The sequence below is a fragment of the Tepidibacter aestuarii genome (genome assembly GCF_934924865.1).
Lineage (GTDB): Bacteria > Bacillota > Clostridia > Peptostreptococcales > Peptostreptococcaceae > Tepidibacter_A > Tepidibacter_A aestuarii.
The window spans coordinates 301403-324947 of record NZ_OW235315.1 but is presented as its reverse complement, the minus strand read 5'-3'; the positions used below and the strand labels follow the sequence as shown (position 1 = coordinate 324947).

Genomic DNA, 23545 nt, shown 5'->3' with positions numbered 1-23545 from the left:
TTTTTATTTCTTACTCTCTTCAATCAATAACGTAAGTTTTTATTTAATCGTTGTGTCTATTGATATATTTACATACTAAAAAAGATGGTCATTTAAATGTTAGTGAATCTTTTAAATAGATTTAAACAAAACTTGTGTTGTATTGTTTAAATATACAATGCTTAGTTTTATAAATCTATTTAATGTATTCACGGTGTTTAAATAACCATCTTTATATTACCCAATAAAAAATTGTATAAAAAAAAATTACGTGGCTACGTCCTACTCTCCCAGGGGGCTGCCCCCCAAGTACCATCGGCGCTAAGGAGCTTAACTTCTGTGTTCGGAATGGGAACAGGTGTATCCTCCTTGCTATAATAACCACATAATCTTTTTAATTTTGGTGCCCAGAGGCGGAATCGAACCACCGACACGGGGATTTTCAGTCCCCTGCTCTACCGACTGAGCTATCTGGGCAAAAAAAAGTGGTGGGCCTTCAGGGACTCGAACCCCAGACCTACCGGTTATGAGCCGGGCGCTCTAACCAACTGAGCTAAAGGCCCACTTTTTTTGGTGGAGGGGACTGGATTCGAACCAGTGAAAGCGATGCTAACAGATTTACAGTCTGCCCCCTTTGGCCAACTCGGGAACCCCTCCATATTTTGGAGCTAGTGATAGGAATCGAACCTACAACCTGCTGATTACAAGTCAGCTGCTCTACCGTTGAGCCACACTAGCGTATATTATTTATTTTAAAAGTATTTTTTTGGCGACCTGGAAGGGACTCGAACCCTCGACCTCCAGCGTGACAGGCTGGCATTCTAACCAACTGAACTAAATCTTATCTTGAGGTTGGCTTCGCGCTTAGATGCTTTCAGCGCTTATCCATTCCATACATAGCTACCCAGCTATGCCACTGGCGTGACAACTGGTGCACCAGAGGTATGTCCATCCCGGTCCTCTCGTACTAAGGACAGCTCCTCTCAAATTTCCTACGCCTGCGACGGATAGGGACCGAACTGTCTCACGACGTTCTGAACCCAGCTCGCGTACCACTTTAATGGGCGAACAGCCCAACCCTTGGGACCTACTACAGCCCCAGGATGTGATGAGCCGACATCGAGGTGCCAAACCTCCCCGTCGATGTGGACTCTTGGGGGAGATAAGCCTGTTATCCCCAGGGTAGCTTTTATCCGTTGAGCGATGGCCCTTCCACGCGGAACCACCGGATCACTAAGCCCGACTTTCGTCCTTGCTCGACCTGTATGTCTTGCAATCAAGCTCCCTTTTGCCTTTGCACTCTTCGCACGATTTCCGACCGTGCTGAGGGAACCTTTGGGCGCCTCCGTTACATTTTGGGAGGCGACCGCCCCAGTCAAACTGTCCACCTGACAGTGTCCCAAGACCAGATTCATGGTCTATGGTTAGAATCTCAATATTACAAGGGTGGTATCCCAAGGATGACTCCACGAAAACTGGCGTTCTCGTATCTCAGTCTCCCACCTATCCTGTAATATCGAAATCCAATGCCAGGCTACAGTAAAGCTCCATGGGGTCTTTCCGTCCTGTCGCAGGTATCCGGCATCTTCACCGGAATTACAATTTCACCGAGTCTTTTGTTGAGACAGTGCCCAAATCGTTACGCCTTTCGTGCGGGTCGGAACTTACCCGACAAGGAATTTCGCTACCTTAGGACCGTTATAGTTACGGCCGCCGTTTACTGGGGCTTAAGTTCAATGCTTCGACCTTAGTCTAACACATCCCCTTAACCTTCCAGCACCGGGCAGGCGTCAGCTCCTATACATCGTCTTTCGACTTAGCAGAAACCTATGTTTTTGGTAAACAGTCGCTTGGGCCTATTCTCTGCGGCCTCTTCGGGCATACACCCTAATGAGGCACCCCTTATCCCTAAGTTACGGGGTCATTTTGCCGAGTTCCTTAACAAAAGTTCTCTTAATCTCAGTAGAGGCTTTTCTTGGCAGCATGAAATCGACTACTTCGCTACTTAAATTTCGCTCCCCATCACACCTCAGGATTGCACTGACGGATTTGCCTATCAATGCTCCCTTAATGCTTGGACCTACATATCCAATAGTAGGATAGCCTATCCTTCTGCGTCACCCCATTCTTCAAACGATTATCGGTAGTACAGGAATCTCAACCTGTTGTCCATCACCTACGCCTTTCGGCCTCGGCTTAGGTCCCGACTAACCCTGAGCGGACGAACCTTCCTCAGGAAACCTTGGGTTTTCGGCCCGTAGGATCTCTACCTCCTCATCTCTAAGCTTGAGGCTAGCCCTAAAGCTATTTCGGGGAGAACCAGCTATCTCCGAGCTCGATTGGAATTTCACCTCTACCCACAGCTCATCCCCGCACTTTTCAACGTGCGTGGGTTCGGACCTCCACGAAATTTTACTTTCGCTTCATCCTGGCCATGGGTAGGTCGCTCGGTTTCGGGTCTACGACAAGTAACTGAATCGCCCAGTTAAGACTCGCTTTCGCTACGGCTCCAGACCCTAAGTCCTTAACCTTGCTACTTATCGTAACTCGTTGGCCCGTTCTACAAAAAGTACGCGGTCACACTAAAAATGTGCTCCCACAGCTTGTAGGCATAGGGTTTCAGGTTCTATTTCACTCCCCTTCCGGGGTTCTTTTCACCTTTCCCTCACGGTACTATACGCTATCGGTCACCAAGAAGTATTTAGCCTTGGGGGGTGGTCCCCCCAGCTTCCCACAGGGTTTCACGTGTCCCGTGGTACTCTGGAGTATGCTCGAAAGTCTTCTTGTTTAATCTACAGGACTATTACCTTCTATGGTGGGTCTTTCCAAACCTCTTCAACTACAATACCTCTTTCTTGTGAGCATATCCGCAACCCCTATGAAGAAAACTTCATAGGTTTGGGCTCTTCCCCTTTCGCTCGCCGCTACTTAGGGAATCGATTTTTCTTTCTCTTCCTCGAGGTACTTAGATGTTTCAGTTCCCTCGGTTCCCCTCCTTAGACTATGTATTCATCTAAGGATACCTAGACATTACTCTAGGTGGGTTTCCCCATTCGGAAATCTCCGGATCAAAGATTGCTTGCATCTCCCCGAAGCTTATCGCAGCTTACCACGTCCTTCATCGGCTCTTGGTGCCAAGGCATCCGCCCTACGCCCTTAATAACTTAACCTAAATTTATTTAAATCTGTTCAATTTTCAAAGTACTAAAGTACGTCGCCAACGAATTAAAAATTCCGCCAGTCAAAGTACTAATTTTGAGGAATAAACCCTCAAAATTAAACAGTAGGTTATTTCTCCTTAGAAAGGAGGTGATCCAGCCGCACCTTCCGATACGGCTACCTTGTTACGACTTCACCCCAGTCATTGATTTCACCTTCGGCAGATTCCTCCTTGCGGTTGGATATCTGACTTCGGGCGCCCCCAACTTCCGTGGTGTGACGGGCGGTGTGTACAAGACCCGGGAACGCATTCACCGCGACATTCTGATTCGCGATTACTAGTAACTCCAGCTTCATGCAGGCGAGTTTCAGCCTGCAATCCGAACTGAGACTAGCTTTAAGAGATTAGCTTGACCTCGCGGTTTCGCAACTCTCTGTACTAGCCATTGTAGCACGTGTGTAGCCCTAAGCATAAGGGGCATGATGATTTGACGTCATCCCCACCTTCCTCCGAGTTATCCTCGGCAGTCTCTCTAGAGTGCCCATCCAAAATGCTGGCAACTAAAGATAAGGGTTGCGCTCGTTGCGGGACTTAACCCAACATCTCACGACACGAGCTGACGACAACCATGCACCACCTGTCACCTCAGTCCCCGAAGGGAAAGCTTCGATTAAGAAGCGGTCTGAGGGATGTCAAGCTTAGGTAAGGTTCTTCGCGTTGCTTCGAATTAAACCACATGCTCCGCTACTTGTGCGGGTCCCCGTCAATTCCTTTGAGTTTCACTCTTGCGAGCGTACTCCCCAGGCGGAGTGCTTAATGCGTTAGCTGCGGCACCGAGGGGGTAACCCCCGACACCTAGCACTCATCGTTTACGGCGTGGACTACCAGGGTATCTAATCCTGTTCGCTCCCCACGCTTTCGTGCCTCAGCGTCAGTTACAGTCCAGAGAGCCGCCTTCGCAACTGGTATTCCTCCTAATATCTACGCATTTCACCGCTACACTAGGAATTCTACTCTCCTCTCCTGCACTCAAGCCCTGCAGTTTCAAAAGCTTACTACGGTTGAGCCGTAGCCTTTCACTTCTGACTTACAAGGCCGCCTACGCACCCTTTACGCCCAGTAATTCCGGATAACGCTTGCCCCCTACGTATTACCGCGGCTGCTGGCACGTAGTTAGCCGGGGCTTCCTCCTAAGGTACCGTCATTATCTTCCCTTAGGACAGAGCTTTACGACCCGAAGGCCTTCATCGCTCACGCGGCGTTGCTGCATCAGGGTTTCCCCCATTGTGCAATATTCCCCACTGCTGCCTCCCGTAGGAGTCTGGACCGTGTCTCAGTTCCAGTGTGGCCGATCACCCTCTCAGGTCGGCTACCCATCGTCGCCTTGGTAAGCTTTTACCTCACCAACTAGCTAATGGGACGCGGGTCCATCCTATACCGCTAACGCTTTGACATTTCTAAGATGCCTTAAAAATGTATTATCTCGTATTAGCATATCTTTCGATATGTTATCCGTGTGTATAGGGCAGGTTACCCACGCGTTACTCACCCGTCCGCCGCTAAGATTAAAAAGCAAGCTTTTTAATCTCCGCTCGACTTGCATGTGTTAGGCACGCCGCCAGCGTTCATCCTGAGCCAGGATCAAACTCTTAAATAAAAGTTTGTCAGTACTCAGTAAACTGACTTTATGTGTTGTTTCCGAAAATCACTGTTGTGATTTATTTATAACCTACTGTTTAATTTTCAAAGTTCATATGTTGTGTTCATGTGTTTCTCGCTTGCCTCGTTGTCGAGGACAAGTAATAATATATCACCTTTAAAACATTTCGTCAACACTTTTTTAATATTTTTTATTGTTTTTTATATATTTTTGTATATATAGCTCTAAAAATGTATTTAAACGTAAAAAAACAAATATATAATGATTAGGTTCGCAACTATTTTTATATGCTTAGTCAAATTAAAAATCAGTTTCCATTGCTAATTTTTATGAAAATTTATCTAAGCATAATAATATAGTTTAATTATTATAAGTTCTTTATTGCAATAATTAGTCATTACTATTTATGTCAAACTTATAATAATAAAAAAATATATATGAACAGTATTTAGTAATACTGATACATATACATACTAATCATTATATATTTGATGTTATTTATAATCTGCATTTGTACATCATTTTATTCATATTTTTATAAATTTATTTATATCTTCTTCTATAACCTTAATAGAACCTCTCCAAAATTTTATATCTTCAAGATCTATCCCTATAAACTTTCCTATTTCTTTTATATTTTTTCTACCTGTTATAGACAAAAGTTCATTGTATTTATCTACAAAGCTCTCTTTTTCATTCAAATACATATTATAAAGTCCTTTTGAAAACAAAAGGCCAAACGCATAAGGGAAATTATAGAAATTCTCATCTGCATAATAATAATGGGGCTTGCATGCCCACATATATGGATGAAGATAATTTTCATCCAATCCATCTCCATATGAATTTTTTTGTGCTTTTATCATAATTTCTTTTAGTTCTTCAACTGATAAAGACCCTTCTTCTCTTTTTTTGATAAGCTCACTTTCAAATAAAAATCTGCTGTATATATCTACTATTACTTGAGCATTATCTGATATATCATTTTCTAATACAGTTACAAGTTTATCCTCTTCTAATTCCTCCATGGCTGCCTTTTTGACTATGGTCTCACAGAATATTGATGCAGTTTCTGCTATAGGCATAGGATATTTGCTATTAAGATACTTTTCGTCCTTAAGGCAATAATCGTGATATGCATGCCCAAGCTCATGTGCAAGTGTTACTACATCATTAAAGTTCCCTGTAAAATTTGATAATATTCTACTTTGTTTTACAGCATGTATATTTTCACAAAATGCTCCACCTCTTTTTCCTTCCCTAGGCGTTGCATCTATCCAATTATTTTGAAATGCATTATCTGCAAAGTTAGCAAGTTCATCACTAAATGTATTAAAGTTTTTAACTATATAATCTCTAGCTTCTTCATAAGTATATTGTTTATCAAATTCACCTACTGGCGCAAATAAATCATAAAATGGAAGTTTATTATGCCCAAGCATTTTAGCTTTTTTATCATAAAACTTTCTAAACATAGGCAGGCTTTCTTTTATTGCATCGATTAGGGTACTTAATATTTTTTCATCTAATCGAGAATCTATCAATGTCTTCTGAAGGACACTATCATATCCTCTTAGTTTGCATAATGTTATAGCCTCTCCTTTTATGCTGTTAAGGGCTGCTGCAGATGATTCTTCTATTTTCTTGTAGGATTTAATTTCTGCTTTATAAGCTTTTTCCCTAATATTTTGATCTTTATCATAAGCCATACTTCTTACAACAGAAAGAGGCTTCTTTTTGGTTTCACCATCTTCATCTATATCGACCATTAAAGTAGAAGTCAATAATTCTTGTAGCTTAGTCCAAGAATCAGACCCTGTATTTTTCATCTTGGCTATGCTCATTTCTTCTTTTTCTGTAAGTAAGTACTCATATTTATTTCTCAATTCTTGAATATAAAAAACATATTCTTTCATTATGTTCGAAGAGTTTATCAAAGTCTCTATATCATCTATTTCTCCTATATATTTTTCAAACTTAACTTTTGAACTAGTTATTTGAGTCACATCTTTTTCGAGTTTTTCAACCATACTAAGGGCTTTCTTATTTCTGGCATCTGCACTTAATGTAAGTTGAGCATACGATATTAATTTCATAAACAAATCAAAAAAATCATTGTAATTACTAAGTATATATTCTATCTTCTTACAATCATCATAAGAACTTAAATTTTCATAACTCCACTTATTTATATCTTCTATACATTTATAGAATTTATCTAAATCACTTTTGAATTCATCACTATCAAACGACTTGTATATATCATCTAAACTCCAAACCTGATCCATAAAAATCCTCCTCATTTATAATCTACAAAACCTATACTTTTTATTTTGTTTATATATCTAAAATTTTATTCATTTTTTAATAAGCTAAGCTTTGTTAATTTAATAAACTATTTGTATATTCTCATATCCAAGTCCCATTAATATATTTTCTAATAATCTTTCTGTATTCTTATTTGATTCTTCTAAAAAACCTTCTTTTATCATTTTTTCTTCTATACTCTTTTTTTCTTTGCTTATTTCTGTGAATACATCTTTAATTTGAAGTTTATTAAATAAAGAGGTTTTTTCGTCATACACATATATATTTTTTTCATCTATTGTATGACCTAATATCTCCGCTTTTTTTATTTTTAATTTTATATTGTTATTCTTATTTTCAATTATTTTTACATTATTTAAATCTATTCCTGTTCTTATTACTCCATCATATTTTATTAAAAATGATTTTTGAGTAAAAGGAATTTCTAAATCCTTTATCTTTTTATTCTGTTTAAAAGAGACTATATTTGTATAATAATATTTATTAACAGATAGTTCTTGTATTTGAGATATTTTACCTAATATAGTAGTAGAATCTTTTTCTTTATTTAGCTTTAATATGTTTCCACTCGTTAAAATTGTAAATAATATAAATATGGCAAAAAGAATCATCAAAATTTTATTTTTATCATTTTTATCTATCAAATTACCCTCTCCTTTTGATATAATAATGTTTTGAAGATTTAATATAATAATAAACATAGAAAGGAGAAATATCAATGTCAACTTTAATATTTGGTCATAAAAATCCAGATACTGATTCAGTTACTTCTGCTATAGCATTTTCTCATCTTAAAAATAAATTAGGCTTAGATACAAAGCCATGTGTTCTAGGAGATATAAGAAAAGAGGCTGAATTCGTTCTTAACTACTTTAATTTACCACATCCTACTTTTATAAATGATGTTAAAAATCAGGTTAAGGATTTAAATTACGATAAAATATCAGGAGTAAATCCTAATTCTTCAATTTTATCGGCTTATCAAACTATGGAGAAATCTAACCTAAAAACTCTTCCTATAGTTGGTGATAATAGTAAATTACTTGGAATAATAACTATGAAGGACATAGCTATGAATCTTGTAACAGGAAACATAGATTCCTTAAATACAACTCTTTCAAATATATCTTCTGATTTAAATGGTGATATACTTGTAAATTGTAATGATGTTGTAAACGGAAAATTATCTATAATAGCTTTTTATTATAAGACAATCCAAGGAACTCTATCTGACAAGGACATAATACTAGTTGGAGACAGATATGATGTTATAGAGCATGCTATTGAATCTAAGGTTCAATTAATAATATTAACTGGCGACAATGAAATACCTGAAAAATACTTAAACCTAGCTAAAGAAAATAATGTATCTGTAGTAAAAGTTCCAAACGATACTTACTCTACTTCAAAATTGATACATCAATGTAACTTTGTATCATCTATAATGAACTCTGATGTAGTTAAATTTAAAGAATGTGATTATGTAGATGATGTAAAGGAGGACATATTACATACTCCTTATAGACATTACCCTGTTATCGATTCTAACAACTTATTCTTAGGATTCTTAGGAAGAGACCATCTTTTAAATCCTAAGAAAAAGCAAGTTATATTAGTTGATCATAATGAAGAGGCTCAAAGCGTTGATGGATTAGATCAAGCTGAACTTCTTGAAATCATAGATCACCATAAGATAGGTGGGATATCTACAGCTGCTCCTATTAACTTTAGAAATATGACTGTTGGAAGCACATGTACTATAGTTTATACTATGTTCAAAGAGAATAATATAGAAATACCTTTTGAGATTGCAGGAGTTCTTATATCTGGTATATTATCAGATACTCTTTTATTCAGATCACCTACAACTACCGCTGTAGATAAAGCTGCAGTTGAAAATCTTAATAAGATTTTAAATCTAGATATTGAAAAATACGCTATGGACATGTTCAAATACGGAACTTCTCTTGATGGATTCTCAATAAAAGAAATAGTTAATATGGACTTTAAAGAGTTCAATCTTGAAGGATTAAAGACAGGTATAGGTCAAGTATTCACTTTAGATGTAGACTCTATATTTAACAAAAAAGATGAATTCTTAAATTATATAAATGATACAGAATATGATTTATGTGTTTTAGCTATTACAGATATAATAAAAGAAGGATCTTATTTAATATACAAGAGTGAAGATAAGTTAATATCTGAAGCATTTAACGTAGAAGCTTCTCAAGGTGTGTTTGTTGATGGAGTAGTTTCTAGAAAGAAACAATTAGTACCTAATTTAACTAAAGCTATAAAAGCTTCTAAATAGAAAAAACCAGCCAATGGCTGGTTTTTTTATTACATTTTTTCTACTTCTGGGTATTCAACTCCGAATGTATCCACTGTAACTTTTTTCATTCTTTGATCTTCATGAGGCTTATCAGAATAATCTGTATCTACTGATACTATTCTATCAACTTCTTCCATCCCCTCAGTAACTCTTCCAAAAGAAGCATATTGATTGTCAAGATGAGGTGATCTTGCAACCATTATAAAGAATTGAGATCCAGCTGAATTAGGGTTCATAGTTCTAGCCATAGAAAGAACTCCTCTTTCATGCTTTAAATTATTTGTATGTCCATTTTGAGTAAACTCACCTTTTATAGAGTATCCAGGACCGCCCATTCCAGTCCCTTCAGGGCATCCTCCTTGAACCATAAATCCAGGTATTACTCTATGGAATATAACTCCATCATAGTGTCCTTTTTTAATTAAAGATATAAAGTTGTTTACAGTATTAGGAGCTATATTAGGATAAAGCTCAGCCTTAATTATATTTCCATTTTCCATTTCAATTGTAACTATTGGGTTCTTTTCCATTTGTATCTTCCTCTCTTTTTAAATATAGTTATGTAATTTTACAATTGTGACTACATAATTATATCAAATTTTTAGGTTCTAGTTTTAATTATTTCTTTTTCTAAAGATTTTATATCATTTAAATCACTTTTTTGTATTTTATTTAATATTTCTTTTCTATATTTTTCTGATAGTAAATTCTTAGATTTTAAATTATCCTCTATTACATCAGTCCAGTTTATTTTTTTCCTATTATAGTAAACATCATAATCTACAATTCTCGTTCCACATTCTAAAAATTCAGCTCCTACTAAGATCTTTTTAATATATTTTGGATCATAGAAAGTGAAAAATCTAACTCTATATACGCCAACAGCCATGAATAATCTAGGATAGTCTTTAGTCCAAGATTCTCCAAGTATAACTCCAAGTTCTAATCCCTCTAGTATCTTTAATAATCTATCATAATGAAGCTCATAAGCTCCATATCTATCATATATCTTAATTTCTATTTCATACCAATCTTTATTATCAAGTCCAGCATTTAGATATCTTAATGCATCTGTTCTCATTTTTTTTATAAGTGTTGAATATTTTTCTTCTATATAAAGTGCCTCTTTATATATATCAGCTACATTAAATGTTTTTCTAAGAGGCTTATCTGTAAAGGCTACTACTGTTCCTTTATCATTATAATTTTCTAGTATATTTATAACGTCTCCCTTAACATAGCTTTCTTTGTTATCTTCTTCTATTTTTTCTATTATCTTATTTAAATCCCCGAATACTCTCATGAATATTATTCTAGGAGCAATTCTTGAATATGTTATATATTCTTTAACATCATTATTTAGTACATTACATAATATTACATCTGGCTCTTCTTGAATAATAAATATATCTAAGCATTCATTTGATTTTACAATATTTTTAGCTTTTTCTACTATAAATATTATCGTACACTCTTCATTAGCTTCTTGAAAAGCAGATGTTAAATCGCATTTTCTAGATGCATTTAATTGCTTAGCAAAGTATCTTTTTACCCCCAATACATTATTACTTTCAATTATTAATGATTTTGGTCCTCTTCTAACCATAGAAAACATGGTATCATCTCCTTCCTTATAGCCCTATTTTCCCCTTTCTAAGTCTCTCGTCATCTATCCCAAACGGATAAGCTAAGTATTCAACTTTTTTTGTGTCTGTATATATAATATTTATACTTTGAATTCCATTTAAGTATGTTTTTCCATTATCTATTGTATTTTTCATTTGTAGATTGTGACCATATAAATTATATTCTTGAGGATCTTTTATTATTTCATCTGAATAATGACTCATTCTGAGTTTTAAATTCTTTATACTTAAATTTTCACTTTTATCTATTATTTCTATCTTATCTGATATCTCCTGTAGTGTCTCTTTTTTATCATGATTACCTAAACATACATATATTTTCTTTGCATTAGATTTTGATAATATATCTATTAAAACTTCAACCCTTTTGCTATACCTATATAGAGAATAATGACAGAATTCAAGTTTTATATTATCTACTAAATCACCTGTATGAATTATGTATTCTGGATTTATTTTTTTAATTAAATTTTTTAAAGTATAAAAAAAGCTATAAGGTGTATCGGATATGTGAAGTATCACTTCTTCTGTTCTATTTCTGATATGTTTCGGAACATAAACTTTCCCTATTGATCTATTTAAAACAACTTTAAGTTTTTCCATTAAATCATTCCTTATACTTATGTATTTACTTAAATTATACTTTATATTTTTTTAATTTTCAAAATTTAGTTTTTTTTTGTAATAAAAAAACTACCTATTTAAAATAGGTAGCTTATTTTACATCAGCACATAATTCTTTTGTTTCTATATATTCTAAATCTAATATTTTTAATATTTCCTTAGCTCTTTCCTTAGTACTTCCACTAACTTCTATATAATCAACATTTTCTGCTTTTAAGAATGTAAGTATGGCGTCATCTACTTTCTTTGCTATTTCTTCATCTTGCCATCTTACTCCATCTTGAACGTATCCGAATTCTCTCGGTAGATATATTATGTGATCGTATTTAGGTATATCTTCTAACGCTAAACAGTATAGATCTTTTAATATTTCAGTTTCTTTTTTAGTTCTCTTTTTATTTCCAAGCATAAATCTTCCATAGATATAAGGTACGAATGTTGCATAGTCAGTAAGAGCATAGTCAAACTCGTTAAGCTTATCTTCTAATCTCTTTTGCCCTAAATATATACCATACTGTTCTGATATAGATTCAATCATTCCTTTATCTCTTAAGTACTCAGTTGAATATTCAAGTGCATATCCTGTATTAAGTCCTGCTATCTTCATTTCTACATAAAGATGTTGTATTAAAGTTGTTTTTCCACATCTTGGTCCACCTAAAACTGCAATTCTCTTAGCCATCTTTACTCACTCCATAATTTCATTTTTTTGAGACGACTAATATAGTATACTAGTTTTTTTCTAGTAATTCAACAAAATCCCCTAAACTTTTTGATATTTCCAATAATTTCGTTCATCATTTGTTGCTTTCTTGTAACCTTCATAGAATAAGTCTTTGCAGAATTCTTTTTCGAATCTAAGTGTATCATTAGGCTTCATATCTGTATCTGGTTCTATTACTACAATATCTTCTTTATTATAATGCTCTAATATATACTCCGGTATTACATATCCTTTTCTAAGAGCTATTATAAATAGTTTATTCACTTTTTTATATATAAATGGAGATAGTAAGTTATTATTTAGTATTCCTCCATCTAAGTTGTATCCTTCATATTCGCTATTTAATACATCTTGTTTGAATGTATCAAATACTTCTTTTGAGTCAAATTTATTTATAAATTGCTCAAAGGATACTTCCTCGTCTACCTTACAAGGAAGAAGAGAACTATACTTTATGTAAGACAAAGCCAACTGCTTATTATACCCTTTAACATTTGTAACTATTTCTCTTAGCTTATTATCTTTGACATTTACATAATTAACATAAAGATCTGTATTATATTCTATATTCTCATCTAAATTATTCAAATTGTTTATAAGTTGTGAATTATCTACGACTTTTCCACAGATTTTTTGATTTACTAATTCATTGTCATCAATATTTATCCACAATTCTTTGAGTTTTCTAACATTTTCTGTGTATATAAAGTATCCATTAACAGCTCCAACGGAAGTCCCAGTTACTATATCAAATTTGACACCTTTTTCATAAAGTCCATATATAACGCCTGCCGCAAAAGCTCCTTTTGCTCCTCCTCCAGGTAAACAAACTCCTAACATATAAATCACCCCTAGCAAAAAAATTTATATAGCCGCTTAAAGCGGCTATATTTTATACTTCATAAAATTTCATAAAACTCTTATATGCATAGTAGTGATCATTTACTCCTCCGAGTTCTCTGACAGAGTGCATAGCAAGTATAGATGTTCCTATATCTACGCTATTTATATCTAGATGAGTAGATGATATCGGTCCTATAGTAGATCCACCAGCTTGGTCTGATCTATTTACAAATTTTTGACAAGGTACTCCCGCTTCTTTACATATACCTTCGTATACAGCTATTGAATAGCTATCACTTGTATATTTTTGGTTGGCATTTATCTTTATAACAGGCCCTTTATTTATTACCGGTCTATTAGTAGGATCATGCTTTTCACCTCTATTAGGATGAACAGGATGAGCCATATCAGCTGATATTATGAAAGAGTTATATATACTTGTAAAGAATTCTTCTCTATTTTTATTTAAAGATATAGTTATTCTCTCAAGTATATTCTTTAACATATTAGAATCTGCACCTTGTTTTGTAGAGCTTCCTATCTCCTCATTGTCAAACATAACAAATACATTTATTCCTTTTGAATTGTTTGAATTTATTAATGCATGTAGGCTTGAATGAGCCATAGCTAAGTTATCCAACCTAGCGGACGAAATAAATTCCTCATCAAGTCCTACTAAATATCCCTTTTCATATTCATATAAGAATAAATCAAAATCTAGTATATCATCACAAGGCAAACCAATTTCTTTACTTATCTCTTTTAATAAAATATCATCTTTTTCTAAGCTTTCATTTACTATCGAAACAAGCGGAAGCATATCTGTTTGCTTATTTAGTTCAACACCTTTGTTTACATCTCTATTCATATGTATAGCAAGATTCGGAATAATACATATAGGCTTATTTATATTAACAAGTACTTCTCTTGGCTTTAATAAATTATCGCTTTTAACAGCAACTCTTCCTGCAATAGCTAAAGGTCTATCCATCCATGTGTTAAGAATTGGACCTCCATAAACTTCAGTATTTAATTTTAAGTAAACCTTCTCACTTACCATTTCAGGACTTGGCTTTATTCTAAAGCAAGGGGCATCACTATGAGATGCTATTATTCTAAACCCTTCCTCATCAACATTATCAGAGTTTATCTCAAAAGCTACAAGAGCTGAAGAATTCTTAGTCACAAAGTACTTGCCACCCTTTTTAATCTCCCACTTATCAGTTAACTTTAACTCCTTAAATCCTTCTTTTTCTAAAATATCAGCACTAGTCTTAACAGCATGAAAAGAACTAGCCCCCTTATAAGCATAATCTATAAGATCCTTAGCAAATTCTTTTTCTCTCATATTCAATACCACCTTTTTTATTTGTTTTATATTATATTTAACTTTACATAATCTAAGTTAATGCTCTTAACCCCTTTATTCTCAAAAGCTATACTAACAGTAGAGCCATTCTTTGCTACAACTGTTCCCGTTCCAAATGTTGGATGTTTAACCTTTGATCCAAGACTTACATTATTATTATCTACACTCTTAGTTTCTTTTTCCATATGTCTTTGCTTGTATTTTTCAACTAAGCTGTTCTGTTTTTTAAGTATCTTATTCTCCGGCTCATTCTTATTAAGACTTTTTAAGCAATCTTTAGGAAGTTCTCCTATAAATCTTGATATCCTAGAATAGTTAGTCTTTCCGTATATAGTTCTTGAAGATGCATACGTCATATATAAAGTCTTCATAGCTCTTGTAATTCCAACATAGCAAAGTCTTCTCTCTTCCTCAAGCTCTATCTCATCAGTTAAAGCTCTACTTATAGGGAATATGCCTTCTTCAAGCCCTGCTAAAAATACTACTGGAAACTCAAGTCCCTTAGCACTGTGTAGAGTCATTAAAGAAACATAGTCATCATCTTCATCAGAAGCATCCATATCAGATATAAGAGATATAGTAGCTAAGAATGTTTCTAAATCCTTCTCTTCACTTGTTTTTTCAAATTCCATAGCAACAGATAAAAATTCCTTTAAATTCTCTATTCTAGTTTGATTCTCTATGCTATCATCCTTTTCAAGCTCTTTTATATATCCTGTGTTCTCTAGAACCTTTTCTATAAGCTTAGTTACAGAATATACATCCTTCATAGCACTAAGAGATGATATTAAAGTTGTAAACTCTCTTAGCTTACTTTTAACTCTAGTAGATACGTCTATATTATCAGCATCATATAAAGAAAGGTACATGCTCTCCTTCTTTAAAAGAGCAACATCTTCTATTTTTTCAAGAGTTCTAAGTCCTATACCTCTCTTTGGAACATTTATTATTCTCTTAAGAGAAATATCATCTACAGGATTTTGTATTATTCTTAAATAAGCTATCAGATCCTTTATCTCTTTTCTCTCGTAGAATTTTATACCACCAAATATCTTATACTTTATATTTTGCTTTATCAAAGCTTCCTCTAGAGCACGTGATTGGGCATTAGTTCTATAAAGGATAGCACATTCTCTATACTCTATACCTTTGTCGTTATTTAATTTTTTTATACTATGAGCTATAAAATCTCCTTCTTCTCTTTCATCTCTTGATTTAAAAGTTCTTATTCTATCTCCTAAACAGCTCTCCGTCCATAACTTCTTATCTTTTCTAGTTATATTATTAGCTATAACCTTATTAGCAGCATCAAGTATAGTTTGAGTTGATCTATAATTTTGCTCAAGCTTTACAACTAGTGCATCTTCATAATCTTTTTCAAACTCAAGTATATTCTTTATATCTGCACCTCTCCAACCGTATATAGATTGATCATCATCACCAACAACACATAAGTTACCATGTCTTTTAGCCAGCATATTTACAAGCTTATACTGTGCCCTATTCGTATCTTGGTACTCATCAACCATTATATATCTGAACTTTCTTTGATAAAAATCTAAAACACCTTCATTATTCTCAAGTATCTCAATAGCCTTCATTATAAGATCATCAAAATCAAGAGCATTGTTTCTCATAAGTCTTTCTTGATATAAAGAGTAAACTTTTGCAATATTACTCATTCTGAAATCATTTTGGTGAATTTCTTTAAATCTCTTTGAATTTATCATCTTATCCTTAGCATCAGATATATGGCCCAGTACAGTTTTTGCTTCATACATTTTGTCATTTATGTTAAGCTCTTTTATACAATCCTTCATAAGTGTCATCTGATCCGATCTATCGTATATAACAAAGCTTCTTGTATATCCTATCTTGTCTATATCTTTTCTAAGTATTCTAACGCAACACGAGTGAAATGTACTTATCCACATATTCTGTGCATCTGATCCTATTATTCCCTCTACTCTTTCCCTCATCTCATTAGCAGCCTTATTAGTGAATGTAATTGCCAGTATATTAGAAGGATGTACTTCTAAATCATTTATAAGATGTGCTATTCTATAAGTTAAAACTCTTGTCTTTCCAGACCCCGCACCAGCTAAAAGAAGTAGTGCACCGTCCGTTTTAAGTACTGCTTTTCTTTGCATATCATTCAATGTAGATAAATCCATTTAATTTCTCCCTTCAAGTAAGTTTGTATATATCAAGTAAAAAATTTGCATTAAGTTGAAAAAACCTATAGACAATTTTCTATAGGTTTTAATTTTTGCTCATTATATTATTTTATCATATATACAGGAGTATATACAAATTTAAAAGCTACATCTTTTATAAGTTTATTTATTAAATCTTTCCTATTCTATTATATCAAAACTTTTAATAAAAATAATACAATTATCGTAAGTCCAATAGTTGTATTAATAGCTACTCCTGCAATATATCCAATCAATGAACCAACTCCAGATTTCATTGATAATTTCAACTCTTTTCCATAGTATAATTCTCCAATAAGCGTTCCAAAAAACTGTCCTATTAATAGTCCTATTATGTTAAATATAAATAAGCCAACAAACCCACCTAGAATTCCTCCAATAATTCCTGCTTTTGTAGCCCCAAATTTTTTTGCACCCATCACACTTGATATATAATCCAACATAAAAGCTGCAATTGTAAGAACTCCAAAAATTACAATCATAATAACACTTATTTCTTCAAATTTTGTAAAAATACCATATAGCAGAGTTGATAAGAAAATCAATCCGTTTCCAGGAATACCTGGTATAAAAATACCTATCATCCCAATAACCATCAGAATTATCGCTATAGCTAGCACAGTATCACCCCTTTATTTATTTTCTATAAAGCAAAACTTAATTCACATGGACTTTTTACTCAAGTGAATCTTTAGCTTTTAGATAAAAATTTCTATCAATGAAATAATATCATATTTTGTTCCCTTTAATTTATAAGTCTTAACTATTTATAATATGGTGAAAATTTTATGTGTAATCGACAAAATCATACTTTTTTCATCGGAGGTATATATTTTTTTATGTAGAAATGTATATTCATGTATTTTTTAACACAAAAGGAGATTTTTTTATGACAAATAGAAATAAATTTATATGTTTTTTTATATCAATCTTATTAATAAATACATTGTATTTATTTGATTCTTTCTCATTTGGAGAAGAAAAAGCAAACCATATATTGATTGTTAATTCTCAAAATTCATCAAATGATTATACTAACAATATTGTTAAAGGTATTTATTCAAGTTTAAATTGCCAAACTAATATAATTCATATAGAAAATATGGATATTCACATAAACAATGATGATGAATATTTTGATACGCTTTACAACTTGTATAAATCTAAATTCAAAAAATATAAATTTGATATTGTAATAGTTACTGACGAGGATGCTTATTATTTCTTCGAAAAATATAACAATAAATTATTTGCAGACTCACCTATACTTTTTTGCGGAATAAACGAACCCAGTATATTAAATAAAATAAATTCTAATGAAAGATATTATGTGCTTGAACAACCAATAGATATCAAGAAAGAATTATATTTGGTAAATAAACTTCACCCAAATAGTAAAATATTCATACCAGTTAACCCAGATTTACTAAGTCATCACTACATAAAATTACTTGAAGATCAAAAAAAGTATTATTCATCAAAAAACATAGATATAGTTATTTATTACGAATCTAATGTCGACAAAGTACTTGATAAGATAAATCATCTATCTTCCGATACAGCTCTTGTTCTTCTAACAGATTTTAAAACTAATTCTGATGATATTTATTCTTTATATAATTTAATTAAATATACTTCAAAAAATACACATATTCCAATATATAGTTTTTGGAGTACAATGATAAATAGCGGAATAGTAGGAGGTCCTTTATGTGATGCATTTGAACTAGGCAAGTCTACAGGAGAATTTGCATCAAAAATAATTAACAATCCAAACTATAGTATTCATAGGTTTTCAATGAAAAATAGATATCAATTTAATTATGATCAATTACAAAGATTTACTATTTTTATAGATAATTTACCTTATCGATCTGAAATAATAGGGAAACCGTCTAGCTTCTATAATATATCTAAAAATACTGTGTATACATTTGTCGTTTATATAATACTATTTTTGATTTTGGTAATATGCATACTTCTAATCAATATAAATAAAATAAAGAAACTCCAGAAAATACTTAAATCAAGCCAAGAAGAATATAAAAATTTAATCGAGTTTTTACCATTTGGAATATTAGTTCATAACAATGGTAATATAATATTTACTAATTCTACTGTACGTAAACTATTTAAAATTAAAGATCAAGAATCTATAAAAAATAAATCTTTATATGACTATATACATAAAGATTTTCATGAAAAAGTAAAACAAAGGTTAGAGGATCAAAAGAAAAATATATACTCACCTTATATAGAAGAATTAGGTATAACAGCTGATGGAGAATTTATAGATATAGAAGTTTGTTCTTACCCTCTTCTTGACAATAAAAGTTATTCACTTACAATAGTCAATGATTTAAGAGAAAAAAGAAAAGCTGAAAAGCTTAGAGAAAAAGTATTAGAAGAAGAGAAAAGGCTAAAACAGGCTCTTGAATACGATAAATTAAAAACCGAATTTTTTTCAAATTTATCTCACGAGCTCAAAACTCCTCTTAATTTGATTTTTTCTATCACTCAATTACTAGAAAGTAATTTAATAAACAGTCAATTATTGTCTAAACACAAAAATACAATACATCATATAAACATATTAAAACAAAACTGTTATAGAATGCTAAGGCTAGTAAATAATTTGATAGATATAACAAAGCTAGACTGTGGGTATTTCAATATAGAACTTCAAAATCATAATATAGTCAGCCTTGTAGAAAATATAACTCTATCTGTAAGCGAATATATAAATAATAAGGAAATATCTTTAATATTTGATACAAATGTTGAGGAAAAAATAATAGCTGTAGATCCAAATGCAATAGAAAGAATTATTCTTAATCTCCTTTCTAATGCCATTAAGTTCACAGATTCAGGAGATTCTATTATAGTTAATTTGCTAGCTGAAGCAGAATATGTAACCATATCTATAAAGGATACAGGAATTGGTATTCCAAATGATAAGTTGGAAATAATATTTGATAGATTTAGACAAGTTGATAAATCTCTAACTAGAAACACAGAAGGAAGCGGTATAGGTCTCTCTCTAGTAAAGTCTCTAATAGACATGCATAATGGTTCTATAGATGTTAAAAGTGATTATGGACACGGAAGCGAATTCATAATAAAGCTTCCTGTAACTACTGTAGATGATATAACTGAAATAGATACAGTTTATATAAAAGACAAGTATATAGAAAAAATAAATATAGAGTTTTCAGATATATACTCTATATAAAAAATTCGTCTAGCCGCTACGCACTGACTCATGTCGCCAACGATCTCTACGGGCTCCGTTGCTCAAAAATAGTTGTAAGTGTAGCTCTTTCATCAATGTTATCCACAATTTCCTTAAGCGTAAAAAGAACCTAGATTTCGTACAAATAAAATCTAGGTTCTTTTTTATACTCTGTGGGTTATCAAAACTTTCTATAAAAACACCGCGAATGCAACGATATTTTAAATTCAACGCTTTAAGTAGCACCTAATCTTTTTTGATTAACCACTACACAAAAAATAAAAAAGATTACGTGGCTACGTCCTACTCTCCCAGGGGGCTGCCCCCCAAGTACCATCGGCGCTAAGGAGCTTAACTTCTGTGTTCGGAATGGGAACAGGTGTATCCTCCTTGCTGTAATAACCACATAATCTTTTAGTTTTAAGTATTAAGATTAATACTTTCAAAATTGATCAGATTTAAAATTTGGTTAAGTCCTCGATCTATTAGTATTCATCAGCTGAACTCATTACTGAGCTTACACCTTGAACCTATCAACCAGGTAGTCTTCCTGGGATCTTACTCATAAAGATGGGAAATCTTATCTTGAGGTTGGCTTCGCGCTTAGATGCTTTCAGCGCTTATCCATTCCATACATAGCTACCCAGCTATGCCACTGGCGTGACAACTGGTGCACCAGAGGTATGTCCATCCCGGTCCTCTCGTACTAAGGACAGCTCCTCTCAAATTTCCTACGCCTGCGACGGATAGGGACCGAACTGTCTCACGACGTTCTGAACCCAGCTCGCGTACCACTTTAATGGGCGAACAGCCCAACCCTTGGGACCTACTACAGCCCCAGGATGTGATGAGCCGACATCGAGGTGCCAAACCTCCCCGTCGATGTGGACTCTTGGGGGAGATAAGCCTGTTATCCCCAGGGTAGCTTTTATCCGTTGAGCGATGGCCCTTCCACGCGGAACCACCGGATCACTAAGCCCGACTTTCGTCCTTGCTCGACCTGTATGTCTTGCAATCAAGCTCCCTTTTGCCTTTGCACTCTTCGCACGATTTCCGACCGTGCTGAGGGAACCTTTGGGCGCCTCCGTTACATTTTGGGAGGCGACCGCCCCAGTCAAACTGTCCACCTGACAGTGTCCCAAGACCAGATTCATGGTCTATGGTTAGAATCTCAATATTACAAGGGTGGTATCCCAAGGATGACTCCACGAAAACTGGCGTTCTCGTATCTCAGTCTCCCACCTATCCTGTACATGTAATATCGAAATCCAATGCCAGGCTACAGTAAAGCTCCATGGGGTCTTTCCGTCCTGTCGCAGGTATCCGGCATCTTCACCGGAATTACAATTTCACCGAGTCTTTTGTTGAGACAGTGCCCAAATCGTTACGCCTTTCGTGCGGGTCGGAACTTACCCGACAAGGAATTTCGCTACCTTAGGACCGTTATAGTTACGGCCGCCGTTTACTGGGGCTTAAGTTCAATGCTTCGACTAATGTCTAACACATCCCCTTAACCTTCCAGCACCGGGCAGGCGTCAGCTCCTATACATCGTCTTTCGACTTAGCAGAAACCTATGTTTTTGGTAAACAGTCGCTTGGGCCTATTCTCTGCGGCCTCTTCGGGCATACACCCTAATGAGGCACCCCTTATCCCTAAGTTACGGGGTCATTTTGCCGAGTTCCTTAACAAAAGTTCTCTCGCTAGCCTTAGAATTCTCTTCTCACCCACCTGTGTCGGTTTGCGGTACGGGTACCTTTAATCTCAGTAGAGGCTTTTCTTGGCAGCATGAAATCGACTACTTCGCTACTTAAATTTCGCTCCCCATCACACCTCAGGATTGCACCGACGGATTTGCCTATCAATGCTCCCTTAATGCTTGGACCTACATATCCAATAGTAGGATAGCCTATCCTTCTGCGTCACCCCATTCTTCAAACGATTATCGGTAGTACAGGAATCTCAACCTGTTGTCCATCACCTACGCCTTTCGGCCTCGGCTTAGGTCCCGACTAACCCTGAGCGGACGAACCTTCCTCAGGAAACCTTGGGTTTTCGGCCCGTAGGATTCTCACCTACGTCTCGCTACTCATGCCAACATTCTCTCTTCACTGCAGTCCACTAGTCCTTCCGGTCTAGCTTCAACCCGCAGTGAATGCTCCCCTACCCATTGACAAAGTCAATGCCGTAGCTTCGGTAGTAAGTTTTAGCCCCGATAATTTTCGGCGCAGGATCACTCGACCAGTGAGCTATTACGCACTCTTTGAATGAATGGCTGCTTCTAAGCCAACATCCTGGTTGTCTGTGCAATCCCACATCCTTTACCACTTAACTTACATTTAGGGACCTTAGCTGACGGTCTGGGCTGTTTCCCTCTCGACTATGAATCTTATCACCCACAGTCTGACTCCCAAGCAAAAGATAAAGGCATTCGGAGTTTGATAGTCTTCGGTAACCCACAGGGCCCCTAGGACATTCAGTGCTCTACCTCCTCATCTCTAAGCTTGAGGCTAGCCCTAAAGCTATTTCGGGGAGAACCAGCTATCTCCGAGCTCGATTGGAATTTCACCTCTACCCACAGCTCATCCCCGCACTTTTCAACGTGCGTGGGTTCGGACCTCCACGAAATTTTACTTTCGCTTCATCCTGGCCATGGGTAGGTCGCTCGGTTTCGGGTCTACGACAAGTAACTGAATCGCCCAGTTAAGACTCGCTTTCGCTACGGCTCCAGACCCTAAGTCCTTAACCTTGCTACTTATCGTAACTCGTTGGCCCGTTCTACAAAAAGTACGCGGTCACACTAAAAATGTGCTCCCACAGCTTGTAGGCATAGGGTTTCAGGTTCTATTTCACTCCCCTTCCGGGGTTCTTTTCACCTTTCCCTCACGGTACTATACGCTATCGGTCACCAAGAAGTATTTAGCCTTGGGGGGTGGTCCCCCCAGCTTCCCACAGGGTTTCACGTGTCCCGTGGTACTCTGGAGTATGCTCGAAAGTCTTCTTGTTTAATCTACAGGACTATTACCTTCTATGGTGGGTCTTTCCAAACCTCTTCGACTACAATACCTCTTTCTTGTGAGCATATCCGCAACCCCTATGAAGAAAACTTCATAGGTTTGGGCTCTTCCCCTTTCGCTCGCCGCTACTTAGGGAATCGATTTTTCTTTCTCTTCCTCGAGGTACTTAGATGTTTCAGTTCCCTCGGTTCCCCTCCTTAGACTATGTATTCATCTAAGGATACCTAGACATTACTCTAGGTGGGTTTCCCCATTCGGAAATCTCCGGATCAAAGATTGCTTGCATCTCCCCGAAGCTTATCGCAGCTTACCACGTCCTTCATCGGCTCTTGGTGCCAAGGCATCCGCCCTACGCCCTTAATAACTTAACCTAAATTTATTTAAATCTGTTCAATTTTCAAAGTACTACGCCAT

The 23545-nt window shown here is 35.0% G+C and carries 12 protein-coding genes, 4 tRNA genes and 5 rRNA genes; 2 read left to right on the top strand and 19 right to left on the bottom strand.

The window, feature by feature from the left end:
- Positions 1-248: 248 nt before the first annotated feature.
- The 9 genes from rrf (M2214_RS01585) to M2214_RS01545 form a co-directional block, all read right to left on the bottom strand.
- Positions 249-365 (bottom strand): 5S ribosomal RNA (gene rrf / locus M2214_RS01585).
- A 15-nt stretch (positions 366-380) separates the two neighbouring features.
- Positions 381-456, bottom strand: a tRNA-Phe gene (locus M2214_RS01580).
- Between the two features lie 9 nt (positions 457-465).
- A tRNA-Ile gene (locus M2214_RS01575) sits at positions 466-542 on the bottom strand.
- Between the two features lie 8 nt (positions 543-550).
- A tRNA-Tyr gene (locus M2214_RS01570) sits at positions 551-636 on the bottom strand.
- Positions 637-642: 6 nt separating this feature from the next.
- Positions 643-717 (bottom strand) — tRNA-Thr (locus tag M2214_RS01565).
- Positions 718-753: 36 nt separating this feature from the next.
- Positions 754-3149 (bottom strand): 23S ribosomal RNA (locus M2214_RS01560).
- Positions 3150-3281: 132 nt separating this feature from the next.
- A 16S ribosomal RNA gene (locus M2214_RS01555) occupies positions 3282-4796 on the bottom strand.
- Together the 16S, 23S and 5S rRNA genes with 4 tRNA genes alongside form the textbook arrangement of a ribosomal RNA operon.
- Positions 4797-5326: 530 nt before the next feature.
- On the bottom strand, positions 5327-7087 hold the full coding sequence (locus tag M2214_RS01550; protein WP_248482030.1) for a M3 family oligoendopeptidase: 1761 nt from the start codon (positions 7085-7087) through the stop codon (positions 5327-5329).
- Positions 7088-7186: 99 nt separating this feature from the next.
- Complete coding sequence (locus tag M2214_RS01545) at positions 7187-7771, bottom strand: DUF4230 domain-containing protein (protein WP_248482028.1); 585 nt, start codon at positions 7769-7771, stop codon at positions 7187-7189.
- 74 nt (positions 7772-7845) lie between these two features.
- On the opposite strand from M2214_RS01545, the gene M2214_RS01540 reads away from it, so the two are divergent.
- Complete coding sequence (locus tag M2214_RS01540; RefSeq protein ID WP_248482027.1) at positions 7846-9441, top strand: putative manganese-dependent inorganic diphosphatase; 1596 nt, start codon at positions 7846-7848, stop codon at positions 9439-9441.
- A gap of 29 nt (positions 9442-9470) precedes the next feature.
- On the opposite strand, the gene M2214_RS01535 is transcribed toward M2214_RS01540, so the two are convergent.
- The 8 genes from M2214_RS01535 to M2214_RS01500 all read right to left on the bottom strand — a co-directional run bounded on the left by M2214_RS01535 (position 9471) and on the right by M2214_RS01500 (position 17504).
- Positions 9471-9992, bottom strand: a complete 522-nt coding sequence (locus M2214_RS01535; protein WP_248482018.1) for a peptidylprolyl isomerase — start codon at positions 9990-9992, stop codon at positions 9471-9473.
- Positions 9993-10063: 71 nt separating this feature from the next.
- A complete protein-coding gene (locus M2214_RS01530) occupies positions 10064-11077 on the bottom strand; it encodes a hypothetical protein (protein WP_248482016.1) in 1014 nt (337 codons plus the stop codon).
- Between the two features lie 16 nt (positions 11078-11093).
- A complete protein-coding gene (locus tag M2214_RS01525) occupies positions 11094-11711 on the bottom strand; it encodes a metallophosphoesterase (RefSeq protein WP_248482014.1) in 618 nt (205 codons plus the stop codon).
- A gap of 112 nt (positions 11712-11823) precedes the next feature.
- A complete protein-coding gene (locus M2214_RS01520) occupies positions 11824-12414 on the bottom strand; it encodes an AAA family ATPase (protein ID WP_248482012.1) in 591 nt (196 codons plus the stop codon).
- A gap of 81 nt (positions 12415-12495) precedes the next feature.
- A complete protein-coding gene (locus M2214_RS01515) occupies positions 12496-13296 on the bottom strand; it encodes a patatin-like phospholipase family protein (RefSeq protein ID WP_248482010.1) in 801 nt (266 codons plus the stop codon).
- Positions 13297-13348: 52 nt separating this feature from the next.
- Positions 13349-14647 (bottom strand): M18 family aminopeptidase, encoded by a 1299-nt coding sequence (locus tag M2214_RS01510; RefSeq protein WP_248482008.1) that lies wholly within the window; start codon positions 14645-14647, stop codon positions 13349-13351.
- Between the two features lie 26 nt (positions 14648-14673).
- Positions 14674-16842 (bottom strand): DNA helicase PcrA, encoded by a 2169-nt coding sequence (gene pcrA / locus M2214_RS01505; protein ID WP_248482006.1) that lies wholly within the window; start codon positions 16840-16842, stop codon positions 14674-14676.
- A 191-nt stretch (positions 16843-17033) separates the two neighbouring features.
- A complete protein-coding gene (locus M2214_RS01500; RefSeq protein WP_248482004.1) occupies positions 17034-17504 on the bottom strand; it encodes a DUF456 domain-containing protein in 471 nt (156 codons plus the stop codon).
- Positions 17505-17773: 269 nt separating this feature from the next.
- On the opposite strand from M2214_RS01500, the gene M2214_RS01495 reads away from it, so the two are divergent.
- Positions 17774-20116 carry a sensor histidine kinase gene (locus M2214_RS01495; protein ID WP_248482003.1) on the top strand — a complete coding sequence of 781 codons (2343 nt, stop codon included), beginning with the start codon at positions 17774-17776 and terminating at the stop codon, positions 20114-20116.
- Positions 20117-20406: 290 nt separating this feature from the next.
- Here M2214_RS01495 and rrf (M2214_RS01490) read toward each other — a convergent pair.
- Both rrf (M2214_RS01490) and M2214_RS01485 read right to left on the bottom strand, forming a co-directional pair.
- Positions 20407-20523: ribosomal RNA gene (gene rrf / locus M2214_RS01490) — 5S ribosomal RNA — on the bottom strand.
- A 58-nt stretch (positions 20524-20581) separates the two neighbouring features.
- Positions 20582-23502 (bottom strand): 23S ribosomal RNA (locus M2214_RS01485).
- Between the last annotated feature and the right edge of the window lie 43 nt (positions 23503-23545).

Excerpts from the sequence above, each read along its gene's own strand:
- M2214_RS01550 (WP_248482030.1), bottom strand. The coding sequence starts at position 7,087 with ATGGATCAGGTTTGGAGTTTAGATGATATATACAAGTCGTTTGATAGT.
- M2214_RS01540 (WP_248482027.1), top strand. The coding sequence starts at position 7,846 with ATGTCAACTTTAATATTTGGTCATAAAAATCCAGATACTGATTCAGTT.
- M2214_RS01535 (WP_248482018.1), bottom strand. The coding sequence starts at position 9,992 with ATGGAAAAGAACCCAATAGTTACAATTGAAATGGAAAATGGAAATATA.
- M2214_RS01530 (WP_248482016.1), bottom strand. The coding sequence starts at position 11,077 with ATGTTTTCTATGGTTAGAAGAGGACCAAAATCATTAATAATTGAAAGT.
- M2214_RS01525 (WP_248482014.1), bottom strand. The coding sequence starts at position 11,711 with ATGGAAAAACTTAAAGTTGTTTTAAATAGATCAATAGGGAAAGTTTAT.
- M2214_RS01520 (WP_248482012.1), bottom strand. The coding sequence starts at position 12,414 with ATGGCTAAGAGAATTGCAGTTTTAGGTGGACCAAGATGTGGAAAAACA.
- M2214_RS01515 (WP_248482010.1), bottom strand. The coding sequence starts at position 13,296 with ATGTTAGGAGTTTGTTTACCTGGAGGAGGAGCAAAAGGAGCTTTTGCG.
- M2214_RS01510 (WP_248482008.1), bottom strand. The coding sequence starts at position 14,647 with ATGAGAGAAAAAGAATTTGCTAAGGATCTTATAGATTATGCTTATAAG.
- pcrA (WP_248482006.1), bottom strand. The coding sequence starts at position 16,842 with ATGGATTTATCTACATTGAATGATATGCAAAGAAAAGCAGTACTTAAA.
- M2214_RS01495 (WP_248482003.1), top strand. The coding sequence starts at position 17,774 with ATGACAAATAGAAATAAATTTATATGTTTTTTTATATCAATCTTATTA.